Genomic DNA, 25,261 nt, shown 5'->3' on the forward strand with positions numbered 1-25,261 from the left:
CACGGAAATGGTGATGCCTGGCGACAACATCTCGTTTGCCGTCGAGCTGATCACGCCGATCGCGATGGAAGAAAAGCTGCGCTTCGCCATCCGCGAAGGCGGCCGCACCGTCGGCGCCGGCGTCGTCGCCAAGATCACGGACTAACTTTACACGGGGCGGTGCACTCCCCATCTGGGAGGGTGCGCCGCGCCACAGGGGTATAGCTCAGTTGGTAGAGCGGCGGTCTCCAAAACCGCAGGTCGAGGGTTCGAGCCCTTCTGCCCCTGCCAGAATTTAGGAAGAACACGTGGCCAAGACCAATCCGCTTGAGTTTCTGCAGCAGGTTCGCGAAGAAGGGAACAAGGTCACCTGGCCTTCCCGCCGCGAAACCATGATCTCGACGCTGATGGTGTTCATCATGGTTGCGATTGCATCACTGTTCTTCCTGGCCGTGGATTTCGTGCTGCACAGCGGTGTGCAGTGGGTCCTCGGCATCACCGGTTAACGGGCGGACGGGGCAGGCAAGGCAGACATGGCAAAGCGCTGGTACATCGTCCACGCCTACTCGAATTTCGAGAAGAAGGTGGCCGAATCGATCAAGGAACAGGCGGCACAGAAGGGTCTTTCCGACTACTTCGAGCAGGTTCTGGTTCCCACCGAAGAAGTGATCGAGGTCCGCCGCGGCCGCAAGATCAAGAGCGAGCGCCGCTTCTTCCCCGGCTATGTGCTGGTGAAGATGGAACTCACCGATCAGGCCTTCCACCTGATCAAGAATACACCGAAGGTGACGGGCTTCCTTGGCTCGGACTCGAAGCCGATCCCGATCTCGGATGCCGAAGCCTCGCGCATCCTGAACCAGGTGGCCGAGGGCGTCGAGCGTCCGAAGTCGACCATCTCCTTCGAAGTCGGCGAGCAGGTTCGCGTTGCCGATGGTCCTTTCGCATCCTTCTCCGGTCAGGTGGAGGAAGTGGATGAAGAACGGTCGCGGCTCAAGGTCGCCGTGTCCATCTTCGGCAGGCCCACGCCTGTCGAACTCGAGTATGGTCAGGTCGAAAAGCTCCGTTAAGGCGCTTTTTCGAACTGTCCACCCGGTGGGAGGCCTTCAACAAGCCGGACCACTAACCTCAAACCGCCGTATCTTCGGCAGAGGGAAACAAAATGGCCAAGAAAGTCGTCGGCTACATCAAGTTGCAAGTGCCGGCGGGACAGGCAAACCCGTCTCCGCCCATCGGTCCCGCACTCGGTCAGCGCGGCCTCAACATTATGGAATTCTGCAAGGCCTTCAATGCCGCCACGCAGAAGATGGAGCCGGGCACGCCCACTCCGGTCGTGATCACCGCGTTCCAGGACAAGTCCTTCACCTTCGAGATGAAGTCGGCTCCGGCCAGCTACTATCTCAAGAAGCTCGTCGGCATCAAGTCGGGCTCCAAGGAGCCGGGCAAGGGTGCCTTCGTTGGCAAGGTGACCATGGCCCAGTGCCGTGAGATCGCCGAACAGAAGCTCAAGGGCATGAACGCCCGTGACCTCGACGCGGCAGCGCGTGAAATCGCCGGCTCCGCCCGGTCCATGGGCCTTCAGGTGGTGGAGTAAGACAATGGCAAAGCTCGCAAAGCGCATTGAAAAGACACGCGAAGGCATTGATCGCACGAAGTTTTATGGCCTCGATGAGGCTGTGAAGCTGATCAAGGAGCGCGCTACGGCGAAGTTCAACGAGACGGTCGAGATCGCCATGAACCTCGGCGTCGACCCGCGTCACTCGGACCAGATGGTGCGTGGCGTGGTGAACCTGCCGAACGGCACCGGCCGCTCGGTTCGCGTCGGCGTGTTCGCCAAGGGCGCCAAGGCTGATGAAGCCAAGGCGGCAGGCGCCGAAGTCGTCGGAGCGGAAGAACTTTTCGAGATCGTCAGCAAGGGCACGATCGACTTTGATCGTTGCATCGCGACCCCTGACATGATGGGCCTCGTCGGCCGTCTTGGCAAGGTTCTCGGACCTCGCGGCATGATGCCGAACCCGAAGGTCGGCACGGTCACCATGGACGTCGCTGGCGCCGTAAAGGCCGCCAAGGGCGGCGCTGTGGAGTTCCGTGTCGAGAAGGCCGGCATCGTGCAAGCCGGTGTCGGCAAGGCAAGCTTCACGGACGAAGCGCTGACCCAGAACATCAAGGCGTTCGTGGATGCGGTCGTGAAGGCCAAGCCGCCGGCTGCCAAGGGTACCTATGTCAAGAAATTGTCTATTTCTTCGTCCATGGGTCCCGGCCTCAAGCTCGACCTGTCGTCCGTTACTGGAGGCGCCGGGGCCTGAACTAACAAGTTTCCCGATTGAAATCGCAATGATTTCAATCGGGTGACCAGGGTTCCTAGAACTCTGGATTACCTGTCCGAGATTGCAGGCGCTGGCCCTTCGGGACCAGCTTAAACCCCAAGCCTGCATGAGATGGGTGTCAAAACGGAATTCGAGCCCCATATATGGCGGCTCAAAGTCGGTTTGGACCTCAAATCCCGCGTCTGCCTTTCGGGGTGGCAAGGGGGACAGGCACGTGAGCGCCGCTGATGCGCCATCTGCCTTCGTGTGGTTGGTGTCTCGAGCGGTTGGTCCAACGGTGGACGGGTGAATAGCCCTTCCGCCATAAAGGAGAGAGCAAGTGGAAAGAGCTGAGAAGAAAGAGCTCGTCGCGACGCTCAACCAGGTGTTCAAGACCACCGGTGTGATCGTTGTGGCCCACAACAAGGGACTTACTGTGAACCAGGTCAATGACCTGCGGAACAAGATGTCCCAGGCGGGGGCGACCGTGAAGGTCGCCAAGAACCGTCTCGCCAAGCTTGCTCTTGATGGCACAGATGCAGCCGGGATCAAGGACCTCTTCGTGGGTCCGACCATGGTGGCTTACGCCGCCGATCCCGTCTCGGCACCCAAGGTCGCCGCAGCCTTCGCCAAGGGGAACGACAAGTTCGTCGTCCTCGGCGGTGCGCTCGGCAAGACCGTCATGGATGCCGCTGCGGTCAAGTCGCTCGCTGAACTGCCCTCGCTCGACGAGCTCAGGGGCAAGCTCATTGGTCTCATCCAGGCTCCCGCCACCAAGATTGCTGGTGTGCTTCAGGCTCCTGGCGGCCAACTGGCGCGTGTGTTGAACGCCTATGCCACCAAAGATCAGGCAGCCTGACGGCAACGCCTAATCCACAAACCAAACCGACTGACAGAAAGATACTCAAATGGCTGATCTCAGCAAAATCGTCGAAGACCTCTCGGCCCTCACTGTTCTCGAGGCCGCCGAACTCTCGAAGCTTCTGGAAGAGAAGTGGGGCGTTTCCGCCGCTGCTCCTGTTGCCGCCGCTGCAGGCCCCGCCGCTGCCGCTGCTCCGGTCGAAGAGAAGACCGAATTCACGGTCATGCTCATGGCTGCCGGTGACAAGAAGATCGAAGTCATCAAGGAAGTCCGCGCCATCACTGGCCTGGGCCTCAAGGAAGCCAAGGACCTCGTCGAGGGCGCTCCGAAGGTTGTGAAGGAAGGCGCCAACAAGGCCGATTCCGAAGCAATGAAGAAGAAGCTCGAGGCGGTTGGCGCCAAGGTCGAGCTGAAGTAACACATTTCCGGCGGCGCCTTTACTTTGAGGCGCCGCCGGGCCAGTACCGTGTTTTCAAGCGACGGCTTGCCCGATTCCCCTGAAAAGGGGGGTTGGGCAAGCTGTCGATCATGCTTGTTTCTGAACCGTTAAGGAAAACCAATGGCCGAAACACAGTCCGCCGCAAGCCGCAAACGCCTCCGCAAGTTCTTCGGCAAGAACATCGAAGTGGCCGAAATGCCGAACCTCATCGAGGTTCAGCGCGAGTCATACGATCAGTTCCTGCAAATGAAGGAACCGGCGGGCGGACGTTTGAACGACGGCTTGCAGGCGGTCTTCAAGTCTGTCTTCCCGATCACGGACTTCTCCGGCCAGGCCATGCTCGAGTTCGTGCGTTATGAATTCGAGCAGCCGAAGTTCGACGTCGACGAGTGCCAGCAGCGCGGAATGACCTTCGCGGCGCCGCTGAAGGTGACGCTGCGCCTCATCGTTTTCGAAGTCGATCCCGACACGCAGTCGAAGTCGGTCAAGGACATCAAGGAGCAGGACGTCTACATGGGCGACATGCCCCTGATGACGGCCAACGGCACCTTCGTCGTCAACGGCACCGAGCGCGTGATCGTGTCCCAGATGCACCGCAGCCCGGGCGTCTTCTTCGACCACGACAAGGGCAAGACCCACTCCTCGGGCAAGCTCCTGTTCGCGGCACGTATCATTCCCTATCGCGGTTCGTGGCTCGATTTCGAGTTCGACGCCAAGGACATCATCTATGCGCGCATCGACCGCCGCCGCAAGCTGCCGATCACCACGCTGCTCTATTCACTGGGGCTGGATTCCGAAGAGATCCTGCACACGTTCTACAATACCGTCACCTACACGCTGACCAAGGACGGCTGGAAGACGGCCTTCGACGCCGCTCGTTTCAAGGGCATCAAGCCCACCGTCGACCTGATCGACGCGAAGACGGGGCAGGTTGTCGTCGAAGCCGGCAAGAAGATCACGCCGCGCCTCGCCCGCAAAATCGCCGAGGACGGTGTCAAGGAGCTTCTGGTCCGCGACGAGGAACTCTATGGCCTCTACCTGGCCGATGAACTGGTGAACGAGGCGACCGGCGAAATCTATGCCGAGGCCGGCGACGAGATCGGCGAGAAGATGCTGGCGTCGCTGAAGGACAACGGCTTTGCCGAACTGCGCCTTCTCGACATCGACCACATCAACACCGGTCCCTACATCCGCAACACGCTCAAGGCCGACAAGGTCGAGACCTATGAGCAGGCGCTTGTCGAAATCTATCGCGTCATGCGTCCCGGCGAGCCGCCGACGCGTGAGACCGCGGAAGCCTTGTTCAACGGCCTGTTCTTCGACCAGGAGCGCTACGACCTCTCGGCTGTCGGCCGCGTGAAGATGAACATGCGTCTCGAACTCGATGTTCCGGACACGATGCGCGTTCTGCGCCGCGACGACATCGTCGCGGTCATCAAGACGCTCCATGAACTGCGCGACGGCAAGGGCGAGGTCGACGATATCGATCACCTCGGCAACCGCCGTGTCCGCTCGGTGGGCGAACTGATGGAGAATCAGTACCGTCTCGGCCTCGTCCGCATGGAGCGCGCCATCAAGGAGCGCATGTCGTCGGTCGATATCGACACGGTGATGCCGCATGACCTGATCAACGCGAAGCCCGCGGCAGCAGCCGTGCGCGAGTTCTTCGGTTCCTCGCAGCTTTCGCAGTTCATGGACCAGACCAACCCGCTCTCGGAAATTACCCACAAGCGCCGTCTCTCGGCCCTTGGACCGGGTGGCTTGACCCGCGAGCGCGCCGGCTTCGAAGTCCGCGACGTGCATCCGACGCACTATGGCCGCATCTGCCCGATCGAAACGCCGGAAGGCCCGAACATCGGCCTCATCAACTCGCTCGCGACCTATGCCCGCGTGAACAAGTACGGCTTCATCGAGACGCCGTACCAGAAGGTCATCGACGGCAAGGTGTCGACCGAAGTGGTCTATCTCTCGGCCATCGAGGAGCAGAAGCACCACATTGCGCAGGCCAACGTGGCGTTGACTGATTCAGGCACCTTTGCCGAGGACCTCGTCATCGCACGCCATGCCGGCGACGTGCTCACGGTTCCGGCTGACCGCATCGACTATGTCGACGTGTCGCCGAAGCAGCTTGTGTCGGTTGCCGCAGCCTTGATCCCGTTCCTCGAGAACGACGACGCCAACCGCGCCCTCATGGGCTCGAACATGCAGCGTCAGGCGGTTCCGCTGGTGCGTACCAACGCGCCGCTCGTCGGCACCGGCATGGAATCGGTGGTCGCACGCGACTCCGGTGCTGCCGTCGCCGCACGCCGCTCGGGCGTGGTCGATCAGGTGGACGCCAAGCGCATCGTCATCCGCGCCACGGAAGAGACCGATCCGTCGAAGTCGGGCGTCGATATCTACACGCTCGCCAAGTTCCAGCGTTCGAACCAGAACACCTGCATCAACCAGCGTCCGCTGGTGCGCGTGGGTGACCGCGTCAAGGCAGGCGACATCATCGCCGATGGCCCGTCGACGGATCTGGGCGATCTGGCGCTCGGCCAGAACGTGCTCGTCGCGTTCATGCCGTGGAATGGCTACAACTTCGAGGACTCGATCCTGCTCTCTGAGCGGATCGTGAAGGACGACGTGTTCACTTCCATCCACATCGAGGAATTCGACGTGATGGCACGCGACACGAAGCTCGGGCCCGAGGAAATCACCCGCGACATCCCGAACGTCGGCGAGGAAGCCCTCAAGAACCTCGACGAAGCCGGCATCGTCTACATCGGTGCTGAAGTGAAGCCGGGCGACATTCTGTGCGGCAAGATCACGCCGAAGGGTGAAAGCCCGATGACGCCGGAAGAAAAGCTGCTGCGCGCCATCTTCGGCGAAAAGGCATCCGACGTGCGCGACACCTCGCTCCGCCTGCCGCCCGGCGTTGCCGGCACGGTCGTCGAAGTGCGCGTGTTCAACCGCCACGGCGTCGACAAGGATGAGCGCGCACAGGCGATCGAGCGGGAAGAGATCGACCGCCTCGCCAAGGACCGTGACGACGAACTCGCGATCCTCGACCGCAACTCCTATGGCCGCCTCAACCTGTTCCTGACGGGCAAGGTCGCCACCGGTGGTCCGAAGGGCCACAAGATCGAAGGCGAGATCACGCCGAAGATCCTCGACGACATGCCGCAGTCGCAGTGGTGGAACATCGCTCTCGGTGACGAGAAGGCGATGGGCGAACTCGAAGCCATGAAGCAGCAGTACGACGAGTCGAAGAAGCGCCTCGACACGCGCTTCCACGACAAGGTGGACAAGCTGCAGCGTGGCGACGAACTGCCGCCGGGCGTGATGAAGATGGTCAAGGTCTTCGTCGCTGTGAAGCGCAAGATCCAGCCGGGCGACAAGATGGCCGGCCGCCATGGCAACAAGGGCGTCGTGTCACGCATCGTTCCGATCGAGGACATGCCGTTCCTCGAGGACGGCACGCATGTGGACGTGGTGCTCAATCCGCTGGGTGTGCCGTCTCGCATGAACGTCGGGCAGATCCTCGAGACGCACCTTGGCTGGGCGTGCGCGGGCATGGGCCGCAAGATCGGCGCGATGCTCGACACCTATAAGGATACGCAGGACGTGAAGCCGCTGCGCACCGAGCTGAACCGCATCTATGGCAAGCACGACGAGTTGCAGAGCCTCGACGACCAGTCGCTTCTGGAAGCGGCCGAGAACCTCCGCCGTGGCGTTCCCATCGCCACCCCGGTGTTCGACGGCGCCAAGGAAGAAGACATCGCCGCGATGCTGAAGGACGCAGGTCTTTCGACATCGGGCCAGGTGCAGCTCTTCGACGGCCGTTCGGGCGAGCCCTTCGACCGCCAGGTGACCGTCGGCTACATCTATATCCTGAAGCTGCATCACCTCGTGGATGACAAGATCCACGCCCGGTCGATCGGCCCGTACTCGCTCGTTACCCAGCAGCCGCTGGGCGGCAAGGCGCAGTTCGGCGGACAGCGCTTCGGCGAAATGGAAGTGTGGGCGCTCGAAGCCTATGGAGCGGCCTATACGCTCCAGGAAATGCTGACGATCAAGTCGGACGACGTGGCCGGCCGCACCAAGGTCTACGAGGCCATCGTGCGCGGCGACGACACCTTCGAGGCGGGCATTCCCGAGAGCTTCAACGTGCTGGTCAAGGAAATGCGCTCGCTGAGCCTCAATGTGGAGCTGCAGAGCTCGCAACAGCCTACGTAACGCGTTCCCGGCGGGGAGGAAGCTCCCCGCCCGTTTTCCTGACCGATCCGTTTCTGAACACCCGGCGGGGGATGTCCCGCACAAAGGAGAAGTGACCGATGAACCAAGAGGTCATGAACGTCTTCAACCCGGCAACGCCGGCGCAGACATTCGATCAGATCCGCATCTCGATCGCCAGCCCCGAGAAGATTCTCTCGTGGTCGTTCGGCGAGATCAAGAAGCCGGAGACCATCAACTACCGTACCTTCAAGCCCGAGCGCGATGGGCTGTTCTGCGCCCGCATCTTCGGGCCGGTGAAGGATTACGAATGCTTGTGCGGCAAGTACAAGCGCATGAAGTACAAGGGCATCATCTGCGAAAAGTGCGGCGTGGAAGTGACGCTGTCGAAGGTCCGGCGCGAGCGCATGGGCCACATCGAGCTCGCGGCCCCCGTCGCCCACATCTGGTTCCTGAAGTCGCTGCCGAGCCGCATTTCCATGCTGCTCGACATGACGCTCAAGGACGTGGAGCGCATCCTTTACTTCGAGAACTACATCGTTCTCGAACCCGGCCTGACCCCGATGAAGCTGCATTCGCTGCTGTCCGAGAGCGAGTACATCAAGGCGCAGGAAGACTACGGCGAGGATGCCTTCACGGCCTCGATCGGTGCCGAAGCCATCCGCGACATCCTGATGGCCATCAATCTCGAGCAGCTGCGCGACCAGCTTCGCGAGGACCTTCGCAATGCGACGGGCGACCTGAAGCCGAAGAAGATCGCCAAGCGCCTGAAGCTTGTCGAGAGCTTCCTCGAGTCGGGCAACCGTCCGGAGTGGATGATCCTCACGCAGGTGCCGGTCATTCCGCCGGAACTGCGTCCGCTGGTTCCGCTCGATGGTGGCCGCTTCGCGACGTCGGATCTGAATGATCTTTACCGCCGCGTGATCAACCGCAACAACCGCCTGAAGCGGCTGATCGAACTGCGCGCGCCGGACATCATCGTGCGCAACGAGAAGCGCATGCTGCAGGAGGCTGTTGACGCGCTGTTCGACAACGGCCGCCGCGGCCGCGTCATCACCGGCGCCAACAAGCGTCCGCTGAAGTCGCTCGCTGACATGCTCAAGGGCAAGCAGGGCCGGTTCCGCCAGAACCTGCTCGGCAAGCGCGTCGATTATTCCGGCCGCTCGGTCATCGTGGTCGGTCCTGAGCTGAAGCTGCACCAGTGCGGGTTGCCGAAGAAGATGGCGCTCGAGCTGTTCAAGCCCTTCATCTATTCGCGTCTCGACGCCAAGGGCCTGTCCGCCACCGTGAAGCAGGCGAAGAAGCTTGTGGAAAAGGAAAAGCCGGAAGTCTGGGATATCCTCGACGAGGTCATCCGCGAGCACCCGGTGATGCTGAACCGCGCGCCGACGCTCCATCGTCTCGGTATCCAGGCCTTCGAGCCTGTGCTGATCGAGGGCAAGGCGATCCAGCTGCATCCGCTCGTCTGCACGGCCTTCAACGCCGACTTCGACGGCGACCAGATGGCCGTTCACGTGCCGCTGTCGCTCGAAGCGCAGCTTGAAGCCCGTGTTCTGATGATGTCGACGAACAACGTGCTGCATCCCGCCAACGGACAGCCGATCATCGTGCCGTCGCAGGACATCGTTCTAGGCCTCTACTACCTTTCCATCATGCGGAAGGGTGAGCCCGGCGAGAACATGGCCTTCGGCAACATGGCTGAAATCGACCACGCGCTTGCGGCCGGCGTCATCACGCTTGCCACGAGGATTCGTGGCCGCGTGTCCGACGTCAACGACGAGGGACGCCGCTACAACCGCATCGTAGAGACGACGCCGGGCCGCATGAAGATCGGCGAGTTGCTGCCGAAGTCCATCGGCATCAGCTACGATCTCTGCAACAAGCTGATGACCAAGCGCGACATCTCCAAGATGATCGATGCCGTCTACCGGCACTGCGGCCAGAAGGAGTCGGTCATCTTCTGCGACCGCATCATGAGCCTCGGCTTCTACAACGCCTATAAGGCGGGCATTTCCTTCGGCAAGGATGACATGGTCATTCCCGAGACGAAGGAGAAGATCGTCGGCACCACGCGCGAACTCGTGAAGGAGTTCGAGCAGCAGTACATCGACGGCCTCATCACGCAGGGCGAGAAGTACAACAAGGTCGTCGACGCCTGGGCCAAGACCACGGACAAGGTGGCCGAGGAAATGATGGCGCGCATCTCGGCGGTGCAGACCGACGAGAAGACCGGCCGCGAGAAGCAGATCAACTCGATCTACATGATGAGCCACTCGGGTGCCCGTGGTTCGCCGGCGCAGATGAAGCAGCTCGGCGGCATGCGCGGCCTCATGGCCAAGCCGTCGGGCGAGATCATCGAAACGCCGATCATCTCGAACTTCAAGGAAGGCCTGTCGGTGCTCGAGTACTTCAACTCGACCCACGGCGCCCGCAAAGGCCTGGCCGACACCGCGCTCAAGACCGCGAACTCCGGGTATCTCACCCGCCGTCTCGTGGACGTGGCGCAGGACGCCATCATCTCGGAAGTCGATTGCGGCACAAAGGCGTTCCTCACCACGCGTCCGATTGTTGACGCGGGCGAGATCATTGCGACGCTGGGCAGCCGCGTCCTTGGCCGCACCGCGGCCCAGGACGTGATCGACCCCGCCACCGGCACGATCATCGTGGCCGCCGGCGACGAGATCATGGAAGCCCAGGTCGAGAAGATCGAGAAGTCAGGTATCGCGGAACTCCGCATCCGCTCGGTGCTGACCTGCGAGACCAAGTTCGGCGTCTGCGGAAAGTGCTACGGGCGCGACCTCGCGCGCGGCACGCCCGTCAACATGGGCGAAGCCGTGGGCGTCATCGCGGCGCAGTCGATCGGCGAACCGGGCACGCAGCTCACCATGCGTACCTTCCACATCGGCGGTACTGCACAGGTGCTGAACGAGTCCTTCATCGAAGCCAACGCGGACGGCAAGATCGTCATCCGCAACCGCAACTTCGCGAAGGACGCCACGGGCCGCCTCATGGTCATGGGCCGCAACTCGTCGCTGGTTCTGGTCGACGAGAACGGCACGGAGCGGGCTGTCCACAAGCTGCTCTATGGCACGCGCCTCTATGCCGACGAGGGCGACAAGGTGAAGCGCGGCACGCGCATCGCCGAGTGGGACCCTTACACCCGTCCGCTGATGACGGAAGCCGACGGTACCGTCGAGTTCGAGGACGTGGTCGAAGGCGTGTCGGTGAACGAAGTGGCAGACGAAGCCACGGGCATCACCAACCGCGTCATCATCGACTGGCGCTCGAACCAGCGCGGCTCGAGCCTCAAGCCGGCGATCGTGGTGAAGGACAAGGACGGCAAGGTGATGAAGCTCGCCCGTGGCGGCGAAGCCCGTTACCTGCTGTCGGTCGATGCCGTGCTCTCGGTTGATCCGGGTGCGACGGTTCAGGCCGGCGACGTTCTGGCCCGCATCCCTCTCGAAAGCGCCAAGACCCGCGACATCACCGGCGGTCTGCCGCGTGTAGCCGAGCTGTTCGAAGCCCGCCGGCCCAAGGATCATGCGATCATCGCGGAGATCTCGGGCCGCGTGGAATTCGGACGCGACTACAAGAACAAGCGCCGCATCCGCGTCGTTCCTCAGGAGGAGGGCGCAGAGGCCGTGGAGTATCTCATCCCGAAGGGCAAGCATCTTCCCGTCCAGGAAGGCGACTTTATCGAGAAGGGCGAGTACATCATGGACGGCAACCCCGCGCCGCATGACATCCTGGACATCAAGGGCGTGGAGGAACTCGCGTCCTACCTCGTCAACGAAATCCAGGAAGTCTACCGTCTGCAGGGCGTGAACATCAACGACAAGCACATCGAGGTGATCGTTCGCCAGATGTTGCAGAAGGTAGAGATCACCGACACTGGTGAATCGACCCTGCTGATGGGCGAACAAGTGGACCGCGAGGAACTGGACCAGGAGAACGAGAAGCTGATCGCCGAGGGCTTCAAGCCCGCAAGCGGCAAGCCGGTTCTGCTGGGCATCACCAAGGCCTCGCTGCAGACCCGCTCGTTCATATCGGCGGCCTCGTTCCAGGAAACCACGCGCGTGCTCACCGAAGCCTCGATCATCGGCAAGATCGACACGCTCGAAGGCCTGAAGGAGAACGTCATCGTGGGCCGTCTCATCCCGGCGGGCACGGGCGGCATGCTCTCCAGGCTCCGTCAGGTGGCCGACAAGCGCGACACCCTGATCCTCGAAGAGCAGGCGAGGGCGGCGGAACTTCCCGCGGCCGAGTAAGCCTCGACGCCAGACGACATATCAAGAGGCCCGGTAAGAACCGGGCCTTTTCCTTTGGCGATGGGTTCTGACCACAAGAAAAGGCCCGGTTCTCACCGGGCCTTTGAAGTTTGGGAGGAATACGCGACAGACTTACAGAGGATAGTCACGCTCCGGCTCGACGCCGCAGGTTTCGATGAACTTGCGCATGTTGGAAACCTCGTCCTTCGACAAGCCATGATCGGCGCCGTGGAAGGTTGCAGTCTTGCCATTCATATTGACCATCAGGCGGCCGTGGCCGGAGTGGCTGAGGTCGGCACCCATTTCCTTGAAGACCGATTCCACGTCGTGGAGATGGATGTTGCTGGGCAGCGGATGGCTGAAAAGGCTGTGAAGAACTTCCGATGCTTGTGATTCATGACGGTCTCCGTTTGTCGGGAGAAGCCTAGCTTGACGGAGCATGCAACCTCCTTGATCTCGATCAAGATTCGAGAGCGGCCCTGATCATCCCGGCATGCTGTGCGAGCAATCCATGGTCGGCCATCTTGCCGGCATGGGGCCTGATGTCCTCGCCGGTCTTGCGGGGCAGGACATGGATGTGAAGATGAAACACGGTCTGACCGGCCGCAGGTTCGTTGAATTGCTTCACAAGTACGCCCTCTGCGCCAAAGGCCTGGCGGGCGGCGCGGGCGATCTTCTGCACGTTCGCCATCAAGGGGCCCAGCACGGCGGGGTCGGCGTCGAGAAGGTTGCGGCTGGGTGCCTTGGGGATCACCAGCGTGTGGCCGTCGACCTGGGGCATCACGTCCATGAAGGCCAGCGTGGTTTCATCCTCATAGACCTTGTGGCAAGGGATTTCACCCCGGAGGATGCGGGCGAAGATGTTGTCGGGATCATAGGTCATCGTGTGTGCTCCTCAGAAATCCTGTTCCTGCCGGAAGGGAGAGTGGGCCGCAAGGGCTTGCGCCTCCTCATCGACACCCAGGCGCTCGGAGGCCAGATAGTCGGCCACGGCGCGCGACAGGCCGGGGTGGGCCAGATAATGCAGGCTGTAGGTCTTCTGCGGAAGATAGCCCCGCGCCAGCTTGTGAGCGCCTTGCGCCCCAGCCTCGACCCGCGGCAGCTTGCGGGAGATGGCGAAGTCAATGGCCTGATAGTAGCAGACCTCGAAATGCAGGTTGTTGTGGTGCTCCAGCGCTCCCCAGTTGCGGCCATAGAGCGCGTGGCTGCCGATGAAATTGAGGGCGCCCGCGATGAACCGTCCGCCGCGCTCCGCGATCACCAGCAGGATGTGTTCGGACATGGCCTCTCCGATGAGACTGAAGAAGGCGCGGTTGAGATAGGGCTGGCCCCACTTGCGGGCACTTGTGTCCATGTAGAAGTCGAAGAAGGCGTCCCAGTGCCGTTCCTCGATGTCGCGCCCGGTGAGCGCGTGAAGCGTGATGCCGGCGTCTGCCACGGATGCACGTTCCTTGCGGATGTTCTTGCGCTTCTGCGAGGAGAGCGAGGCGAGGAAGCCGTCGAAGCTTTCGTAACCGGGATTGTTCCAATGGAACTGGATGTCGGTGCGCTGCAGCCACAGCTTGCCGCCCAGCGCCTGCCAGTCCGCCTCGGGCATGAATGTGATATGGACGGAAGAGGCCTTTTCCTCGTTGCACAGCGCAATCAGTCCGCTGGCAAGATCGCGCCGCCGCTCTTCGGTTGCCGCAAACAGGCGGTGGCCGGTCACGGGCGAGAAGGGTACCGAGACCTGTAGCTTGGGGTAATAGCGCCCGCCCGCCCGCTCATAGGCATTGGCCCAGCCATGATCGAAGACATATTCCCCATAGGAGTGGCGCTTGCGGTAGCACGGCACGATGCCTGTCACCTCGCCGTCCTGCTCCTTCACCATATGGCGCGGCGCCCAGCCCGTCGCCGCAACAGCGCAGCCGGACTCTTCGAGGCAGCGGAAGAAGTCATGGGAGACCAGCGGATTGAACTCGCTGCCCTTCGGGTTGGCGAGGCGGTCCCAGTCCGCGCGGTCGATGGCCAAGGCACTGGAGACCGCCTTCAGCATTCAGGCCAGAAACCTCTCGAAGGTGATCTGATCGGAGTGCCGCAGGGCTATGCGAGCCTGTTCCGGATCGCGGATGGTCCATGTGATCACGGGCTTTCCCGCCGCGCGGATGGCCTCAACGGGCGCATGGGGCAACTCGCCATAATAGAACGAGATGAAGTCGGGGTCGGTCCGCTCCATGTAGGCGAAGGTCCGCATCTCCTGCCGCCGTTTCAGGGGAAGCGAATCGTAGAACGGATCGAAGGCCCGGTCGGCGACGATGCCGCGAATGGTGGCGGGAGAACGCTGTCTCACGGCCTCTATCATGTCGGGGTCGAAGGACATGATGCAATGCTCACCGCGATAATTCTTCAGCACGTCGAGCGCGCGGATGACCAGCCGCTCGTCGCCGTCCCAGTGCGACTTGAGTTCGATGACAAGTGGCACCTGTCCCTTCACTTGTTCAAGCAGTTCACCCAAGATCAGTACGCGATCCGTGGAACCCCGGATGACCTGCCGCTGCATTTCGGCGGCGGTCAGGTCCTTCACGAGGCCCGTTCCTTCCGTCAGACGGTCGAGGTGCTCGTCATGGAAGACGGCCGCCTCGCCATCCTTCGTGATCTGCAGGTCGCATTCGATGGCATAGCCGCCAGCCATTGCCGCAGCGAAGGCCGAGGCCGTGTTCTCGATGATGCCCTTGTCCCGGTCGTGAAGGCCGCGGTGGGCAATGGGGAGCGCCGTGAGAAAGCCTGTGGCGCGGGCAGGGGCAGGCTTCGGCATGATCACTCGATCTCGATGATGGCCTCGACTTCGACAGAGATGCCGAAGGGAAGTGACGGCGAGGCGACGGCGGAGCGCGCGTGGCGGCCCTTGTCGCCGAAGACTTCGACCATGAAGTCGGAGGCACCGTTGATGACCTTTGGGTGATCGGTGAACGACGGCGTTGCATTGACGAAACCGACGATCTTCACGATGCGCTTCACACGGTCCAGGTCGCCGTCGCAGGCGTCCTTCAGCTGGGCCACGACATTCATCGCACAGAGACGTGCGGACTTGATGCCGTCCTCGATCGAAATCGATTCGCCGAGGCAGCCCTGCAACGTGATCTTGCCGTCGGCGATCGGGCCCTGGCCCGAAATGAACACGAGGTTGCCGGTGCGCGACCACGGCACGTAGTTGGCCACGGGCTTGGCCGCGACGGGCAGCGAAATGCCAAGTTCCACCAGGCGCTTGTCGATCAGTCCCATTTCAGTCTCCTGTCAAAAGGTCCGTGGGCTTCTCGCCCCGGAAGAATTGTTCGAGGTTGTCGATGCACTTGTGGCCCATGGCGCTGCGGGTGCCGGGCGTGGCGCTGCCGATATGCGGCAGCAGGAACACGTTCTCAAGTTCCCGGTAGCGGGGGTCGATGTTGGGTTCGCCCTTGAAGACGTCCAGTCCCGCAGCCGCAAGCTTGCCTGACGAGAGGGCCGCGATAAGGTCGCCGTCATCCACGATATCACCTCGCGCGGTGTTCACCACGATGGCGCCATCGGGCAGTTGCGAGATGGTCTTCGCATTCACGATGCCGCGTGTCTCGGGTGTGGACGCGCAGTTGATCGAGAGAAAATCGCAGTGCGGCAGCATGTCCTCGAAGCGCGCGTGATAGCGGGCACCGTGCTCGTCGTCTCCGGAGACGGGTTTGCGCGAATGGTAGTGTAGCTCCATGCCAAAGCCCCTGGCACGCATGGCCACGGCCTGGCCGATACGGCCCATGCCGAGGATGCCCAGGCGTTTGCCGGAAACGTCATGGCCCATGGGCGAGACGAGCGTCGTTTCGCCCCAGGTGTTTCCCCGCACCATGCGGTCTCCCCAGGAGGCACCACGAGCGGCGCCCAGAATCAGCAGCATCGAAATGTCGGCCGTGGCGTCCGTCAGCACGCCCGGCGTGTTGGTGACGGCAACGCCCTTGGCGCGGGCTTGCGGGATCGACAGGTGGTCATAGCCCACCGAATGGGTGGCGATGATGCGAATCGAGGGCGGCAGCGCCGGGATGAAGTCCGGTCCAAGCTTGTCGAAGGAGGTGAGCAGGATCCCGTCATACTGGGCCGCCTGCGCCAGGATCTCGTCCTTGGACAGGGGAAGGTCCTCGGCATTGAGGGTCGCGCGGAAGACCTCTGAGATGCGCCGTTCGACGTCCGGCATCATCTTCCGCGTCACGAGAATGCGTGGCCGTTCCGGCCCTGCTGCCGCCATCTTTGCCTCTTGATGTTCAATGATTATGTTATGCTGTGTGGAGGCGCATTGGACCACCGCCGCCGAGGAGTTTCAAGGTTGAAAAAGATTTCTTTCTTTCTTCCCATCCTGCTTCTGGCTGCCGGTGCAGCGGAGGCTGCCACGGTGATGCCGCACCGTGCGATCTACGACCTCTCGCTGCTGCGGGCGAACGAGGGCGCGTCCTTGCAATCGGCCACCGGACGCCTGGCGTTCGAAATCGATGGGTCGAGCTGCGAGGGCTATACCGTCAACTTCCGGATGGCCACGAAATACCGTCCCAATGAGGGCGAGATGACGCTGATCGACACCATGACCACAACCTATGAAGGCCCGGGCGCGCTCGAATTCCGCCATCAGATGAGGGAACTCATCAATGGCGAGCAGCGGCAGGAGTTCCGCATCAAGCTGAACCGCGACCAGGCCTCAGCCGAAGGGCAGGGCAGCATCTCCACCAAACCCGATGAAAACTTCACCGTTCCCGCCAATGTGTCGCTCCCCATGCAGCACCAGATGAAACTGATGGCGCTGGGCGAACAGGGCGGCGGGCGCGATTCGAGCATCATTTTCGACGGGTCGGACGAGGGCAAGGTGTTCCGGGCCATATCCTTCGTCGGCAAGGCGAAGCTGCCGGGCGCCATCGCGCGCGATGGCGGCAATCCGGCGGCTGCACCCCTCAAGGCGCTGGGCTCGTGGCCGATGACGACCAGCTACTACAACGTCGAGGGTACAGCGGAAACGCCCGAGTACCAGGTGAGCTTCGACATGTACGAGAACGGTGTCGCCACCGGGCTGGTGCTCGACTATGGCGAGTTCGCGCTCACCGGCACGTTGTCCGACCTGAAGATGCTCAACCCCTCAGAGTGTCCCTGACGGCCATGTCCGGCATCAAGCCGCATCAGGGTGCACCTGCGGGGGAGGTGGAGGCGTTTCTCGACAAGGTGCGCTCCATGCCGCCAGCGAAAACGAAATCAGGCAGCAATGGCCGGCTGGTGCTCGCGATGGACGCCACGATGAGCCGCCAACACAGCTGGGACCAGGCGCTGGCGATCCAGGGAGACATGTTCGCCGAGGCTGGCCGGATCGGCGGGCTCGACGTGCAGCTCGTCTATTTCCGGGGCTTCAACGAATGCCGGGCCTCGAAGTGGAGTTCCGACACGCAGTCTCTGGCCCGGCTGATGTCGGGCATCCGCTGCCAGGGCGGCAATACGCAGATCCTGCGGGTGCTGAAGCACCTGCGGGGCGAGGCGGGTGCCGGCAAGGTCAATGCCTGCGTCTATGTCGGGGATGCGCTGGAGGAGAACATCGACCAGCTCGCTCATGTGGCGGGCGAGATCGGGTTGCTGGGCGTTCCCGTCTTCATGTTCCAGGAAGGCCAGAATGCCAACGCCGAGCTTGGCTACAGAGAGATCGCGCGGCTCACGCGCGGCGCTTATTTCAGGTTCGGGCGGGATTCCGCCAAGGTGCTTCGCGAGTTGCTGACGGCGGTTGCCGTCTATGCCGCGGGCGGCCGGCAGGCGCTGGCGGACCATTCCCAGCGAAGCGGCGGCGCCTCGGCGCTGCTCCTCGAGCAGATGAAGTGACGGCTTTCCCATGAACAGTTTTCTGATCGCACTTGGCATCATCGTGGGCGGGTGGTTCCTGATCCGCTCCTTCGCCAATGCGCAGCCGGCACAGGTGCGGGGCCTTACCCGCAAGGTGGCAGGCTATGGCCTCATGGCCTTCTCCGGTTTTCTGGCCCTTCGCGGCGCCATGAACCTTGCGATGCCGCTCTTCGCGCTCGGCCTTGGGCTCGTGGGACAGAACATGGTGTTCCCCAACGGCATGCCATGGAACCGCAAGACTCCGGGGCAGAACTCCCGCGTGGCGACCAGCATGCTGGTGATGGAACTCGACCATGACAGCGGCCGCATGGATGGCGAAGTGCTGGGCGGTGCCTACAAGGGCCGCAGGCTGTCGAGCCTCACGCTGGACGAGGCGCGGCGGCTTCATGCCGATTGCGCGCGGGCGACAGACCAGAGCCGGGCGCTGTTCGAGGCATGGGTGGACCGGGTTCATCCCGAGTGGCGCGAGAACTGGACGAGGGGACAATCAACCGCGTCCGCATCAAGCTCGCAGAAAATGACCAAGGCCGAAGCGCTGGCGATTCTCGGCTTGAAGGAGGGCGCGGGGCCGGACGATATTCGCGCCGCGCACCGGCGCCTGATGAAGACGGCACACCCGGATCTCGGCGGCTCTGACTATCTCGCCGCCAAGATCAACGAGGCCAAGGAATTCCTGCTTCAGGCCGGCGCCTGAACCGAGCAGGCCGCCTTGTTCTTCTTGATGGCCTTGCAGGCCGCCTTTGCAGAGTTCTCGTCGAAGCCCGTGAAGCGGGCGCGATAGGTGATGGTGCCCTTCTTGTCGACCACCACCGTCTGCGCTGTCTTGCCATCGAGCACGGCACCGGCCTTCTTGCGCATCAGTTGTAGCTGGGCCAGGGCATCGGGCTTGCTGGCATAGTCGCCGAGGTTGATCATCCACTGGGCATCAGCCGAGGCGATCGAGGCAACGGTTGCCTGGTCAGCGAGTTGCTCCGATGGGGTCTTCACCTGGAAGGGCAGGTCGGCGGGAGCCGAAGGATCGACAAGGTTGGATTCGATCACCTGCGGCTGGGGCGTGGGTTGCGGAACGGTCTCGACCTCAACCTGCTGGAACGTGGACCCCGAACTGGCCTGCTGTGCCGGTGCGATTGCGGCCGCGGCGGCTTGCTCAGCCAACGCGGACTGGGCTTCGGCCTCTTCGCCGGTGTCACCCTGTTCGGGCACCGCCGTCACGGCGGGCGCCTGCGCGACCTGAGCTTCCGAGGCACTCTGGTCGTCGGCGTTCTTCTTGCGGCCGGGCGCCGCCTTCTTGCGCTTGGCCTTCGAATCGGAGGCATCGGCCGCGGTGCCGCCGCCGACGGGATCGATTGCACCCTTGGATGAGCCCGCCATTGCCGCGATGGTCTTGCCGGTCTTGGCTGCGCCGAAATGCTTGCTGAGCATTGTCTTCATGTAGGCATCGCGGGTGGCGCCGCTGCGGCCGCCGAGCACCACGCCGACCAGCCTCTTGTCGCCACGGCGGACGGAGGTGACGAGGTTGAAACCGGAGGCATTGATATAGCCGGTCTTGATCCCGTCGGTGCCTTCATACTTGCCGAGAAGCCTGTTGTGGCCGCGGATCGTGCGGCCCGCATAGGTAAAGTTCTGTGTACGGAAATAGGGATAATACTGCGGGAAGTCGCGCATGAGCCGAAGGCCGAGCGTGGCCATGTCGCGCGCGGTGGTCACCTGCTTCGGATTGGGGAGGCCGGAGGCATTGGCGAAGGTCGAGCGGCTCATGCCGATGGAGCGCGCCGTGCGGGTCATGCGCTGCGCGAAGGCGCTTTCGGTTCCGCCGAGGTTTTCGGCAACCGCCGCAGCCACGTCGTTGGCCGACTTGACGACGAGCGCCTTGATGGCAGTCTCGACGGTGATCGTATTGCCGGCCTTCACCCCGAGCTTGGAGGGTGACATCGAGGCCGCGCGCGCCGACATGCGGATGGGAGAGTTGAGCTTGATCTTGCCGCTCTTCAGGTCCTGGAAGAGGACATAGAGTGTCATCATCTTGGTGAGCGAAGCCGGATGGCGGATCGAATCGGCATTCTCGGCGAAGAGAAGCTTGCCGTTGCGCGCATCGACGGTGACGGCCGCGAATTTGGGATTTGCGTCAGCCGTTCCTGCAAACGATGCCACCGAAAGCAAGGCGACAACAACAAGAACAGCCGCGCGCCAGCCGGATACCGGCTGTTGAGACGCGGGGCTACGGCCCCAGAAACCCAGAAACTGCATGCCCACTCCACTCAAGTGCGGTTCGACGCCCGCACCGACAATTAACACAACAAGGCCGGGCTGGCCAATCCTGCCAGTCCAACCCGCAAACTATTCCAGTCCCCGAATCACTGTGGCGCATGTGGCGTTAGCAGAAGGTAAACCGGAAGCCCGGGCGATCCATACCAAAGGATGAAACTGTTGCAATGCGAAATCCGGTTGACTTTTATGTTGCAGTGCACATATTAAGCACATCGCAACACGGCGGCCAATGGAGATACGCTCATGATGAAGTCCTTCGAAGAATTCCAGACGTTCGGCAAAGACGGTTTCGAAGCATATGTCGCTTCGTCCACGGCCGTCACCAAGGGCATGCAGGCCATCGCGCAGGAAGCCGCTGACTTCTCGCGCAAGTCGTTCGAGAAGAGCACCTCTGCTTTCGAGAAGCTCTCTGCCGTGAAGTCCTTCGACAAGGCTGTCGAGGCCCAGCAGGCTTTCGCAAAGGAAAGCTACGAGACGATGGTTGCGCAGATGACCAAGTTTAACGAGCTTTACCTCGCCACCGCCAAGGAAGCCTTCAAGCCCTTCGAAGCGTCCCTCGCAGCGTTCGGCGTCAAGGCTCCGAAGTAATCAGCTTCGGCTGACTAACAGATTTGGCCCGTGGACCTCGCAAGGTCCGCGGGCCTTTTTCATTTGAGCTCGATCACGACCGGCACATGATCCGACGGGCGCTCCTGCGTGCGGACCTCACGGTCGATTCGGGCGGTGACCAGCAGGTCGGCTGCCTGCGGCGACAGGAGCAGGTGGTCGATTCGGATACCGTTGTTCCGCTGCCAGGCTCCGGCCTGATAGTCCCAGAACGTATAGAGATCGGGCTTGTCGCCATGGACTTGCCGGATGGCGTCGGTGAGGCCGAGATTGACCAGCGAACGGAATTTTGCGCGCGACTCGGGGCGGAACAGGGCGTCCGTCACCCAGGCCTCAGGGAAGCGCGCATCGAGGCTGGTGGGGATGACATTGTAGTCGCCCGCCAGCACCAGCGGTTCTTCCAGCGTGAGCAAGTCCTTCACATGGGCCTGCAGTCTGTCCATCCAGCGCAGCTTGTAGGCGAACTTGTCCGTGTCCGGAGGATTACCGTTTGGGAGATAGATCGAGGCGATCCGGACAGACCTTGCGCCTGAGGAAAAGACGGCCTCGAGATAGCGCGCCTGCGTGTCCTCGGGCTCGCCGGGCAGGCCGCGGCGCACGTCCTCGCCCTTCATTTTCGAGAGAATGGCAACGCCGTTATAGGTTTTCTGGCCGTAGGTGAGCACATTGTAGCCAAACTCTTCGAAGGCCTGCGCGGGGAAGGCCTGGTCCTCGCATTTCAGTTCCTGCAGGCAGACGATATCGGGATTTGCGTCCTTCAGCCAGGCAATGGCGTTGTCGAGGCGGGCCTTGACGGAGTTCACGTTCCAGGTGGCGATCTTCATGCCGCCATGATGGCCGCATGGTCCCTGGGCCGCAAGGCCTTCAGATCGAGAAGCTTGTGCCGCAGCCGCAGGATGATGTGGCGTTCGGGTTCCGGATGCGGAACGACTGACCCATGAGATCGTCCACGAAGTCGATCTCGGACCCGGCAAGAAACCCCTGGCTCACGGGATCGACCAGCGCCTTCACGCCACCGCGCTCGATCACCAGATCATCGTCGGCTGCCTCGCCCGTCAGCTCGAACTCGTACTGGAAACCCGAACAGCCGCCGCCGTTCACCGCGACGCGAAGCGCATGCTTGCCGGGCTCACGGGTGAGGATTTCGCGGATTCGCGAGGCGGCACGGTCTGTCAGTGTGATCGCTGTCGTCATAATGGTGTATGTTGGATCGATCTTCTGGCTTGTCAACGGATTCTCCCATGCAACGGTTCACGGCCCCCTACGCCTCACGGCCCGAGGAGACCCGGGGCCGCTTTGTGCCCGAGGCCGAATCGCCGCTTCGCACCGCCTTTGCCCGTGACCGCGACCGGATCATCCATTCGCAGGCCTTCCGGCGGCTGAAGCACAAGACGCAGGTTTTCGTCTACCATGAGGGCGATCACTACCGGACGCGCCTCACCCATACCATCGAGGTGGCGCAGGTAGCCCGTTCCGTGGCCCGCGCGCTCGGGTTGGACGAGGACCTCGCCGAAGCCCTGTCGCTGGCGCACGACCTTGGCCACACGCCGTTTGGCCATGCGGGCGAGCGCGAACTCGACAAGCTAATGCGGCCCCATGGCGGTTTCGACCACAATGCCCAGTCCCTCCGCATCCTGACCAAGCTCGAACGGCGCTATGCCTTGTTCGACGGGCTCAACCTGACCTGGGAGACGCTGGAAGGCTTGGTAAAGCATAACGGCCCGCTGGTGAATGCCGAGGGTGATCCCGTGGGCTGCTACCGCGAGCGGGGCCTTCCTGAAGCCATTCTCGAATTCGCGGCCGACCATGAGCTTGAGCTTCATTCCTTCGCCTCTGCGGAGGCACAGGTCGCGGCGATCGCCGATGACATTGCCTATAATGCCCATGACATCGACGACGGCCTGCGGGCCGGACTCTTCAATCTCATCGACCTCGGCGACGTGCCGCTGGCGGGCGAAGCGCTCTCGGACGTCCTGAAGCTCTATCCAGACCTCGAACACGATCGCCTGGTGCATGAGACGGTGCGTCGGGTCATGTCGGAGATGGTCTCCGACGTCATTGCCGAAACCAGGCGCCGGGCGGCGAAGTTCAAGCCGGCATCGGCCACGGATGTGCGCGGGCTCGGCGGCGGGCTTGTCGGCTTCGGCGACCAGATGCGCGAGAAGAACCGCGTCCTGCAAGGCTTTCTCAACGAGCGCATGTATCATCATGAACGCGTCGAGGAGATCATGGCCAGGGCGCGGCGCGTGGTGAAGGACATGTTCGATGCCTATATGGCCGACCCCAGGCTGCTGCCCCAGAACTGGCGCGATGCGGCCGATGCCGCCGACACTGAACGCTATGCCCGGCAAGTCTGCGATTTCATCGCGGGCATGACCGACCGTTACGCGCTCGACCAGCACAAACGCCTGTTTGACCTCGATCCGCTTTTCCGGTAGGGCGAGCGAAGGGCCTTAATTCAACAGTTTAGATGACGACATGAACCTGTTTTCAGAATTCCTGCAGGTGATCCGGGAGTGCGTGAGCGCTGTCGCGGTTGAGCAGGGCATTGCCGCACCTCTCGATCTCTCGCGCCTCACGGCCGAGCCACCGCGCGAGGCAGCTCATGGCGACATTTCAACCAATGCGGCGATGGTTCTCAACAAGGCCTTCGGCAAGCCGCCGCGCGCCGTGGCTGAACTCATCGCGGCGAAGCTGAAGTCCCACGCCGACATTGCCTCGGTCGAGATCGCCGGGCCCGGCTTCATCAATCTCCGCCTCAAGGCTTCTGTCTGGCCCCGTGTGCTCGACTCGGTCATCGCGCTCGGTGATGGCTACGGCCGCTCGACCATGGGCGGCGGCATGAAGGCCAATGTCGAGTATGTGTCCGCAAATCCCACGGGTCCGCTACACGTCGGGCACGTGCGGGGCGCCGTGTTCGGCGATGCGCTGGCCCAGCTTCTTGTCGCGTCCGGTTACGAAGTGACCCGCGAATACTACATCAACGACGCGGGCGCCCAGGTCGACGTGCTGTCGCGCTCGGTGTTCCTGCGCTATCGCGAGGCTTTGGGAGAGGCGATCACCGAGATACCGGCTGGCCTCTATCCGGGCGAGTATCTGAAGCCCGTCGGCCAGGCGCTGGCGGCCGAGCATGGCAGATCGCTTCTGGACCTGGACGAGGCCGAATGGCTGCCCGTCGTCAGGCAGCGCGCCATGGCCATGATGATGGATCTGATCCGTGACGACCTCGCCTCGCTGAACATCCGGCAGGAGGTGTTCTTCTCCGAGAAGTCGCTGCATGATTCAGGCGAGGTGGCCGAGACCATCGACGAACTCCGCGCGGGCGGTCATGTCTACCAGGGCAGCCTTCCGCCGCCCAAGGGCGAGGTTCCGGAAGACTGGGAAGACCGTGAGCAGACCCTGTTCCGGGCAACCGACTTCGGCGACGACATCGACAGGCCGCTGCTCAAGTCCGACGGGTCCTATACCTACTTTGCATCGGACGTTGCCTACAGCCGCAACAAGATCAGGCGCGGCTACAAGGAACTGATCTACATCCTTGGCGCTGACCATGGCGGCTACGTGAAGCGCCTGGAGGCCGTGGCGGCAGCGATTTCCGGCAAGGGCTCCGTCGCGGTGATCGTCAGGCTTTGCCAGCTGGTGAAGCTCTACCGGGCTGGCGAGCCCGTGCGGATGTCCAAGCGGGCAGGCGAGTTCGTGACGCTTCGGGAAGTCGTCGAGGAGGTCGGCCCTGACGTCGTCCGCTTCATGATGCTGTTCCGCAAGAACGAGGCGCCTCTCGACTTCGACTTTGCCAAGGTGACCGAACAGTCAAAGGACAACCCCGTCTTCTACGTCCAGTACGCCCATGCCCGCACCTGCTCGGTGATGCGCAATGCGGCGGAAGAGGGGTTCAATGCCGATTCGCCGGATTTCAATCTGCTCACGGACGAAGCCGAAACTGGGCTCATCCGCCGACTGGCCGAGTTCCCGCGCCTGATCGAGGCTGCGGCGGCGGCCCATGAGCCGCATCGGATCGCCTTCTATCTTTTTGACCTGGCTGGGGATTTTCACGCTCTGTGGAACAAGGGCAAAGACTCGCCGCAATTGAGATTTATTTTGAAGGATGACGTTAACATCACCACAACACGTCTCGCATTCTTGCGTGCGATTAGATATGTTTTGTCAAATGGCCTTCGGATCCTTGGGGTGAGGCCCGCCGAAGAGATGTAGAGGCGATAAAGGTCATATGGATCAGAACTCGACCAACGGCGCGGGCGCGGACAAGCGTAACTGGCGCGAGCGCCTCGGCATCGGCGCCAAGGAGATACCGAAGTTGTCTGACGAATTTCGAGAACCGCCGCAGATCGATACGCCTGCTGCAGGAACCGCAAGGCCCGCGCCGCGGGCACCGCAGCCTGTGACCAGAACCGCTCCGATGGCACCGCGCGCGCCGTCGAGGGCCAATCCGGTC

Annotated in this window: 24 protein-coding genes, 1 tRNA gene and 1 pseudogene; 17 read left to right on the forward strand and 9 right to left on the reverse strand. The window is 62.3% G+C overall.

Translation table 11 applies throughout. The features are described 5' to 3' along the window. The 10 genes and pseudogenes from tuf to rpoC all read left to right on the forward strand — a co-directional run. Positions 1-145 (forward strand): annotated as a pseudogene (gene tuf / locus ACEW8Q_RS12895) (elongation factor Tu); the annotation flags it as partial. A 49-nt stretch (positions 146-194) separates the two neighbouring features. Further along, a tRNA-Trp gene (locus ACEW8Q_RS12900) sits at positions 195-270 on the forward strand. 17 nt (positions 271-287) lie between these two features. Further along, entirely contained in the window at positions 288-485 is a 198-nt protein-coding gene (gene secE / locus ACEW8Q_RS12905) for a preprotein translocase subunit SecE (RefSeq protein ID WP_373504463.1), read from the forward strand. 27 nt (positions 486-512) lie between these two features. Next, the gene (gene nusG, locus ACEW8Q_RS12910) at positions 513-1,046 is read left to right on the forward strand and encodes a transcription termination/antitermination protein NusG (RefSeq protein ID WP_373504464.1); all 534 of its coding nucleotides are present in this window, start codon (positions 513-515) and stop codon (positions 1,044-1,046) included. Between the two features lie 92 nt (positions 1,047-1,138). Beyond that, on the forward strand, positions 1,139-1,570 hold the full coding sequence (rplK, locus tag ACEW8Q_RS12915) for a 50S ribosomal protein L11 (RefSeq protein WP_373504465.1): 432 nt from the start codon (positions 1,139-1,141) through the stop codon (positions 1,568-1,570). Positions 1,571-1,574: 4 nt separating this feature from the next. After that, entirely contained in the window at positions 1,575-2,282 is a 708-nt protein-coding gene (rplA, locus tag ACEW8Q_RS12920) for a 50S ribosomal protein L1 (RefSeq protein ID WP_373504466.1), read from the forward strand. A 340-nt stretch (positions 2,283-2,622) separates the two neighbouring features. Then, positions 2,623-3,141, forward strand: a complete 519-nt coding sequence (rplJ, locus tag ACEW8Q_RS12925) for a 50S ribosomal protein L10 (protein ID WP_373504467.1) — start codon at positions 2,623-2,625, stop codon at positions 3,139-3,141. A 49-nt stretch (positions 3,142-3,190) separates the two neighbouring features. Continuing rightward, a complete protein-coding gene (gene rplL / locus ACEW8Q_RS12930) occupies positions 3,191-3,562 on the forward strand; it encodes a 50S ribosomal protein L7/L12 (RefSeq protein WP_373504468.1) in 372 nt (123 codons plus the stop codon). A 141-nt stretch (positions 3,563-3,703) separates the two neighbouring features. Continuing rightward, positions 3,704-7,801 carry a DNA-directed RNA polymerase subunit beta gene (gene rpoB / locus ACEW8Q_RS12935; RefSeq protein WP_373504469.1) on the forward strand — a complete coding sequence of 1,366 codons (4,098 nt, stop codon included), beginning with the start codon at positions 3,704-3,706 and terminating at the stop codon, positions 7,799-7,801. 98 nt (positions 7,802-7,899) lie between these two features. Further along, positions 7,900-12,066, forward strand: a complete 4,167-nt coding sequence (gene rpoC / locus ACEW8Q_RS12940) for a DNA-directed RNA polymerase subunit beta' (protein ID WP_373504470.1) — start codon at positions 7,900-7,902, stop codon at positions 12,064-12,066. Between the two features lie 132 nt (positions 12,067-12,198). Here rpoC and ACEW8Q_RS12945 read toward each other — a convergent pair whose 3' ends face one another. Genes ACEW8Q_RS12945 through ACEW8Q_RS12970 form a run of 6 tightly spaced genes read right to left on the reverse strand, consistent with a single transcriptional unit; the run spans position 12,199 to position 16,312 of the window. Then, entirely contained in the window at positions 12,199-12,507 is a 309-nt protein-coding gene (locus ACEW8Q_RS12945) for a hypothetical protein (RefSeq protein WP_373504471.1), read from the reverse strand. Positions 12,508-12,526: 19 nt separating this feature from the next. Continuing rightward, a complete protein-coding gene (locus tag ACEW8Q_RS12950) occupies positions 12,527-12,949 on the reverse strand; it encodes an HIT family protein (RefSeq protein WP_373504472.1) in 423 nt (140 codons plus the stop codon). A 12-nt stretch (positions 12,950-12,961) separates the two neighbouring features. Further along, positions 12,962-14,101, reverse strand: coding sequence for a GNAT family N-acetyltransferase (locus tag ACEW8Q_RS12955; protein ID WP_373504473.1), 1,140 nt, complete (start codon positions 14,099-14,101; stop codon positions 12,962-12,964). Further along, complete coding sequence (locus ACEW8Q_RS12960) at positions 14,102-14,860, reverse strand: glycerophosphodiester phosphodiesterase family protein (RefSeq protein ID WP_373504474.1); 759 nt, start codon at positions 14,858-14,860, stop codon at positions 14,102-14,104. A gap of 2 nt (positions 14,861-14,862) precedes the next feature. Next, positions 14,863-15,327: a RidA family protein gene (locus ACEW8Q_RS12965; RefSeq protein ID WP_373504475.1), complete on the reverse strand. Its 465-nt coding sequence runs from the start codon at positions 15,325-15,327 to the stop codon at positions 14,863-14,865. A gap of 1 nt (position 15,328) precedes the next feature. Continuing rightward, the gene (locus tag ACEW8Q_RS12970; protein ID WP_373504476.1) at positions 15,329-16,312 is read right to left on the reverse strand and encodes a 2-hydroxyacid dehydrogenase; all 984 of its coding nucleotides are present in this window, start codon (positions 16,310-16,312) and stop codon (positions 15,329-15,331) included. A 78-nt stretch (positions 16,313-16,390) separates the two neighbouring features. Between ACEW8Q_RS12970 and ACEW8Q_RS12975 the strand changes: the two genes are divergently transcribed. From ACEW8Q_RS12975 to ACEW8Q_RS12985, 3 genes are read left to right on the forward strand one after another with little or no spacing between them, the layout of a single operon-like run. Then, positions 16,391-17,203 carry an EipB family protein gene (locus ACEW8Q_RS12975; RefSeq protein WP_373504477.1) on the forward strand — a complete coding sequence of 271 codons (813 nt, stop codon included), beginning with the start codon at positions 16,391-16,393 and terminating at the stop codon, positions 17,201-17,203. 5 nt (positions 17,204-17,208) lie between these two features. After that, positions 17,209-17,913, forward strand: coding sequence for a VWA domain-containing protein (locus tag ACEW8Q_RS12980; protein ID WP_373504478.1), 705 nt, complete (start codon positions 17,209-17,211; stop codon positions 17,911-17,913). A 10-nt stretch (positions 17,914-17,923) separates the two neighbouring features. Further along, positions 17,924-18,628 (forward strand): molecular chaperone DnaJ, encoded by a 705-nt coding sequence (locus ACEW8Q_RS12985; RefSeq protein ID WP_373504479.1) that lies wholly within the window; start codon positions 17,924-17,926, stop codon positions 18,626-18,628. Here the strand turns inward: ACEW8Q_RS12985 and ACEW8Q_RS12990 are convergent. Continuing rightward, the gene (locus ACEW8Q_RS12990; RefSeq protein WP_373504480.1) at positions 18,613-20,181 is read right to left on the reverse strand and encodes a D-alanyl-D-alanine carboxypeptidase family protein; all 1,569 of its coding nucleotides are present in this window, start codon (positions 20,179-20,181) and stop codon (positions 18,613-18,615) included. The genes ACEW8Q_RS12985 and ACEW8Q_RS12990 overlap by 16 nt on opposite strands. Before the next feature lie 264 nt (positions 20,182-20,445). Between ACEW8Q_RS12990 and ACEW8Q_RS12995 the strand changes: the two genes are divergently transcribed. After that, on the forward strand, positions 20,446-20,790 hold the full coding sequence (locus tag ACEW8Q_RS12995; protein ID WP_373504481.1) for a phasin family protein: 345 nt from the start codon (positions 20,446-20,448) through the stop codon (positions 20,788-20,790). Positions 20,791-20,849: 59 nt separating this feature from the next. Here the strand turns inward: ACEW8Q_RS12995 and xth are convergent, their stop codons facing one another. After that, positions 20,850-21,632, reverse strand: a complete 783-nt coding sequence (gene xth / locus ACEW8Q_RS13000; RefSeq protein WP_373504482.1) for an exodeoxyribonuclease III — start codon at positions 21,630-21,632, stop codon at positions 20,850-20,852. A 40-nt stretch (positions 21,633-21,672) separates the two neighbouring features. After that, a complete protein-coding gene (gene erpA / locus ACEW8Q_RS13005; RefSeq protein ID WP_373504486.1) occupies positions 21,673-22,002 on the reverse strand; it encodes an iron-sulfur cluster insertion protein ErpA in 330 nt (109 codons plus the stop codon). Positions 22,003-22,049: 47 nt separating this feature from the next. Here erpA and ACEW8Q_RS13010 point away from each other — a divergent pair, with 47 nt between their 5' ends. The 3 genes from ACEW8Q_RS13010 to ACEW8Q_RS13020 all read left to right on the forward strand — a co-directional run. Then, the gene (locus tag ACEW8Q_RS13010) at positions 22,050-23,246 is read left to right on the forward strand and encodes a deoxyguanosinetriphosphate triphosphohydrolase (RefSeq protein ID WP_373504483.1); all 1,197 of its coding nucleotides are present in this window, start codon (positions 22,050-22,052) and stop codon (positions 23,244-23,246) included. 40 nt (positions 23,247-23,286) lie between these two features. Further along, on the forward strand, positions 23,287-25,020 hold the full coding sequence (argS, locus tag ACEW8Q_RS13015) for an arginine--tRNA ligase (RefSeq protein WP_373504484.1): 1,734 nt from the start codon (positions 23,287-23,289) through the stop codon (positions 25,018-25,020). A 16-nt stretch (positions 25,021-25,036) separates the two neighbouring features. Then, the coding region (locus tag ACEW8Q_RS13020) for a hypothetical protein (protein WP_373504485.1) at positions 25,037-25,261 on the forward strand (225 nt) is incomplete at its 3' end.

This window comes from Aestuariivirga sp. (assembly GCF_041738905.1).
Lineage (GTDB): Bacteria > Pseudomonadota > Alphaproteobacteria > Rhizobiales > Aestuariivirgaceae > Aestuariivirga.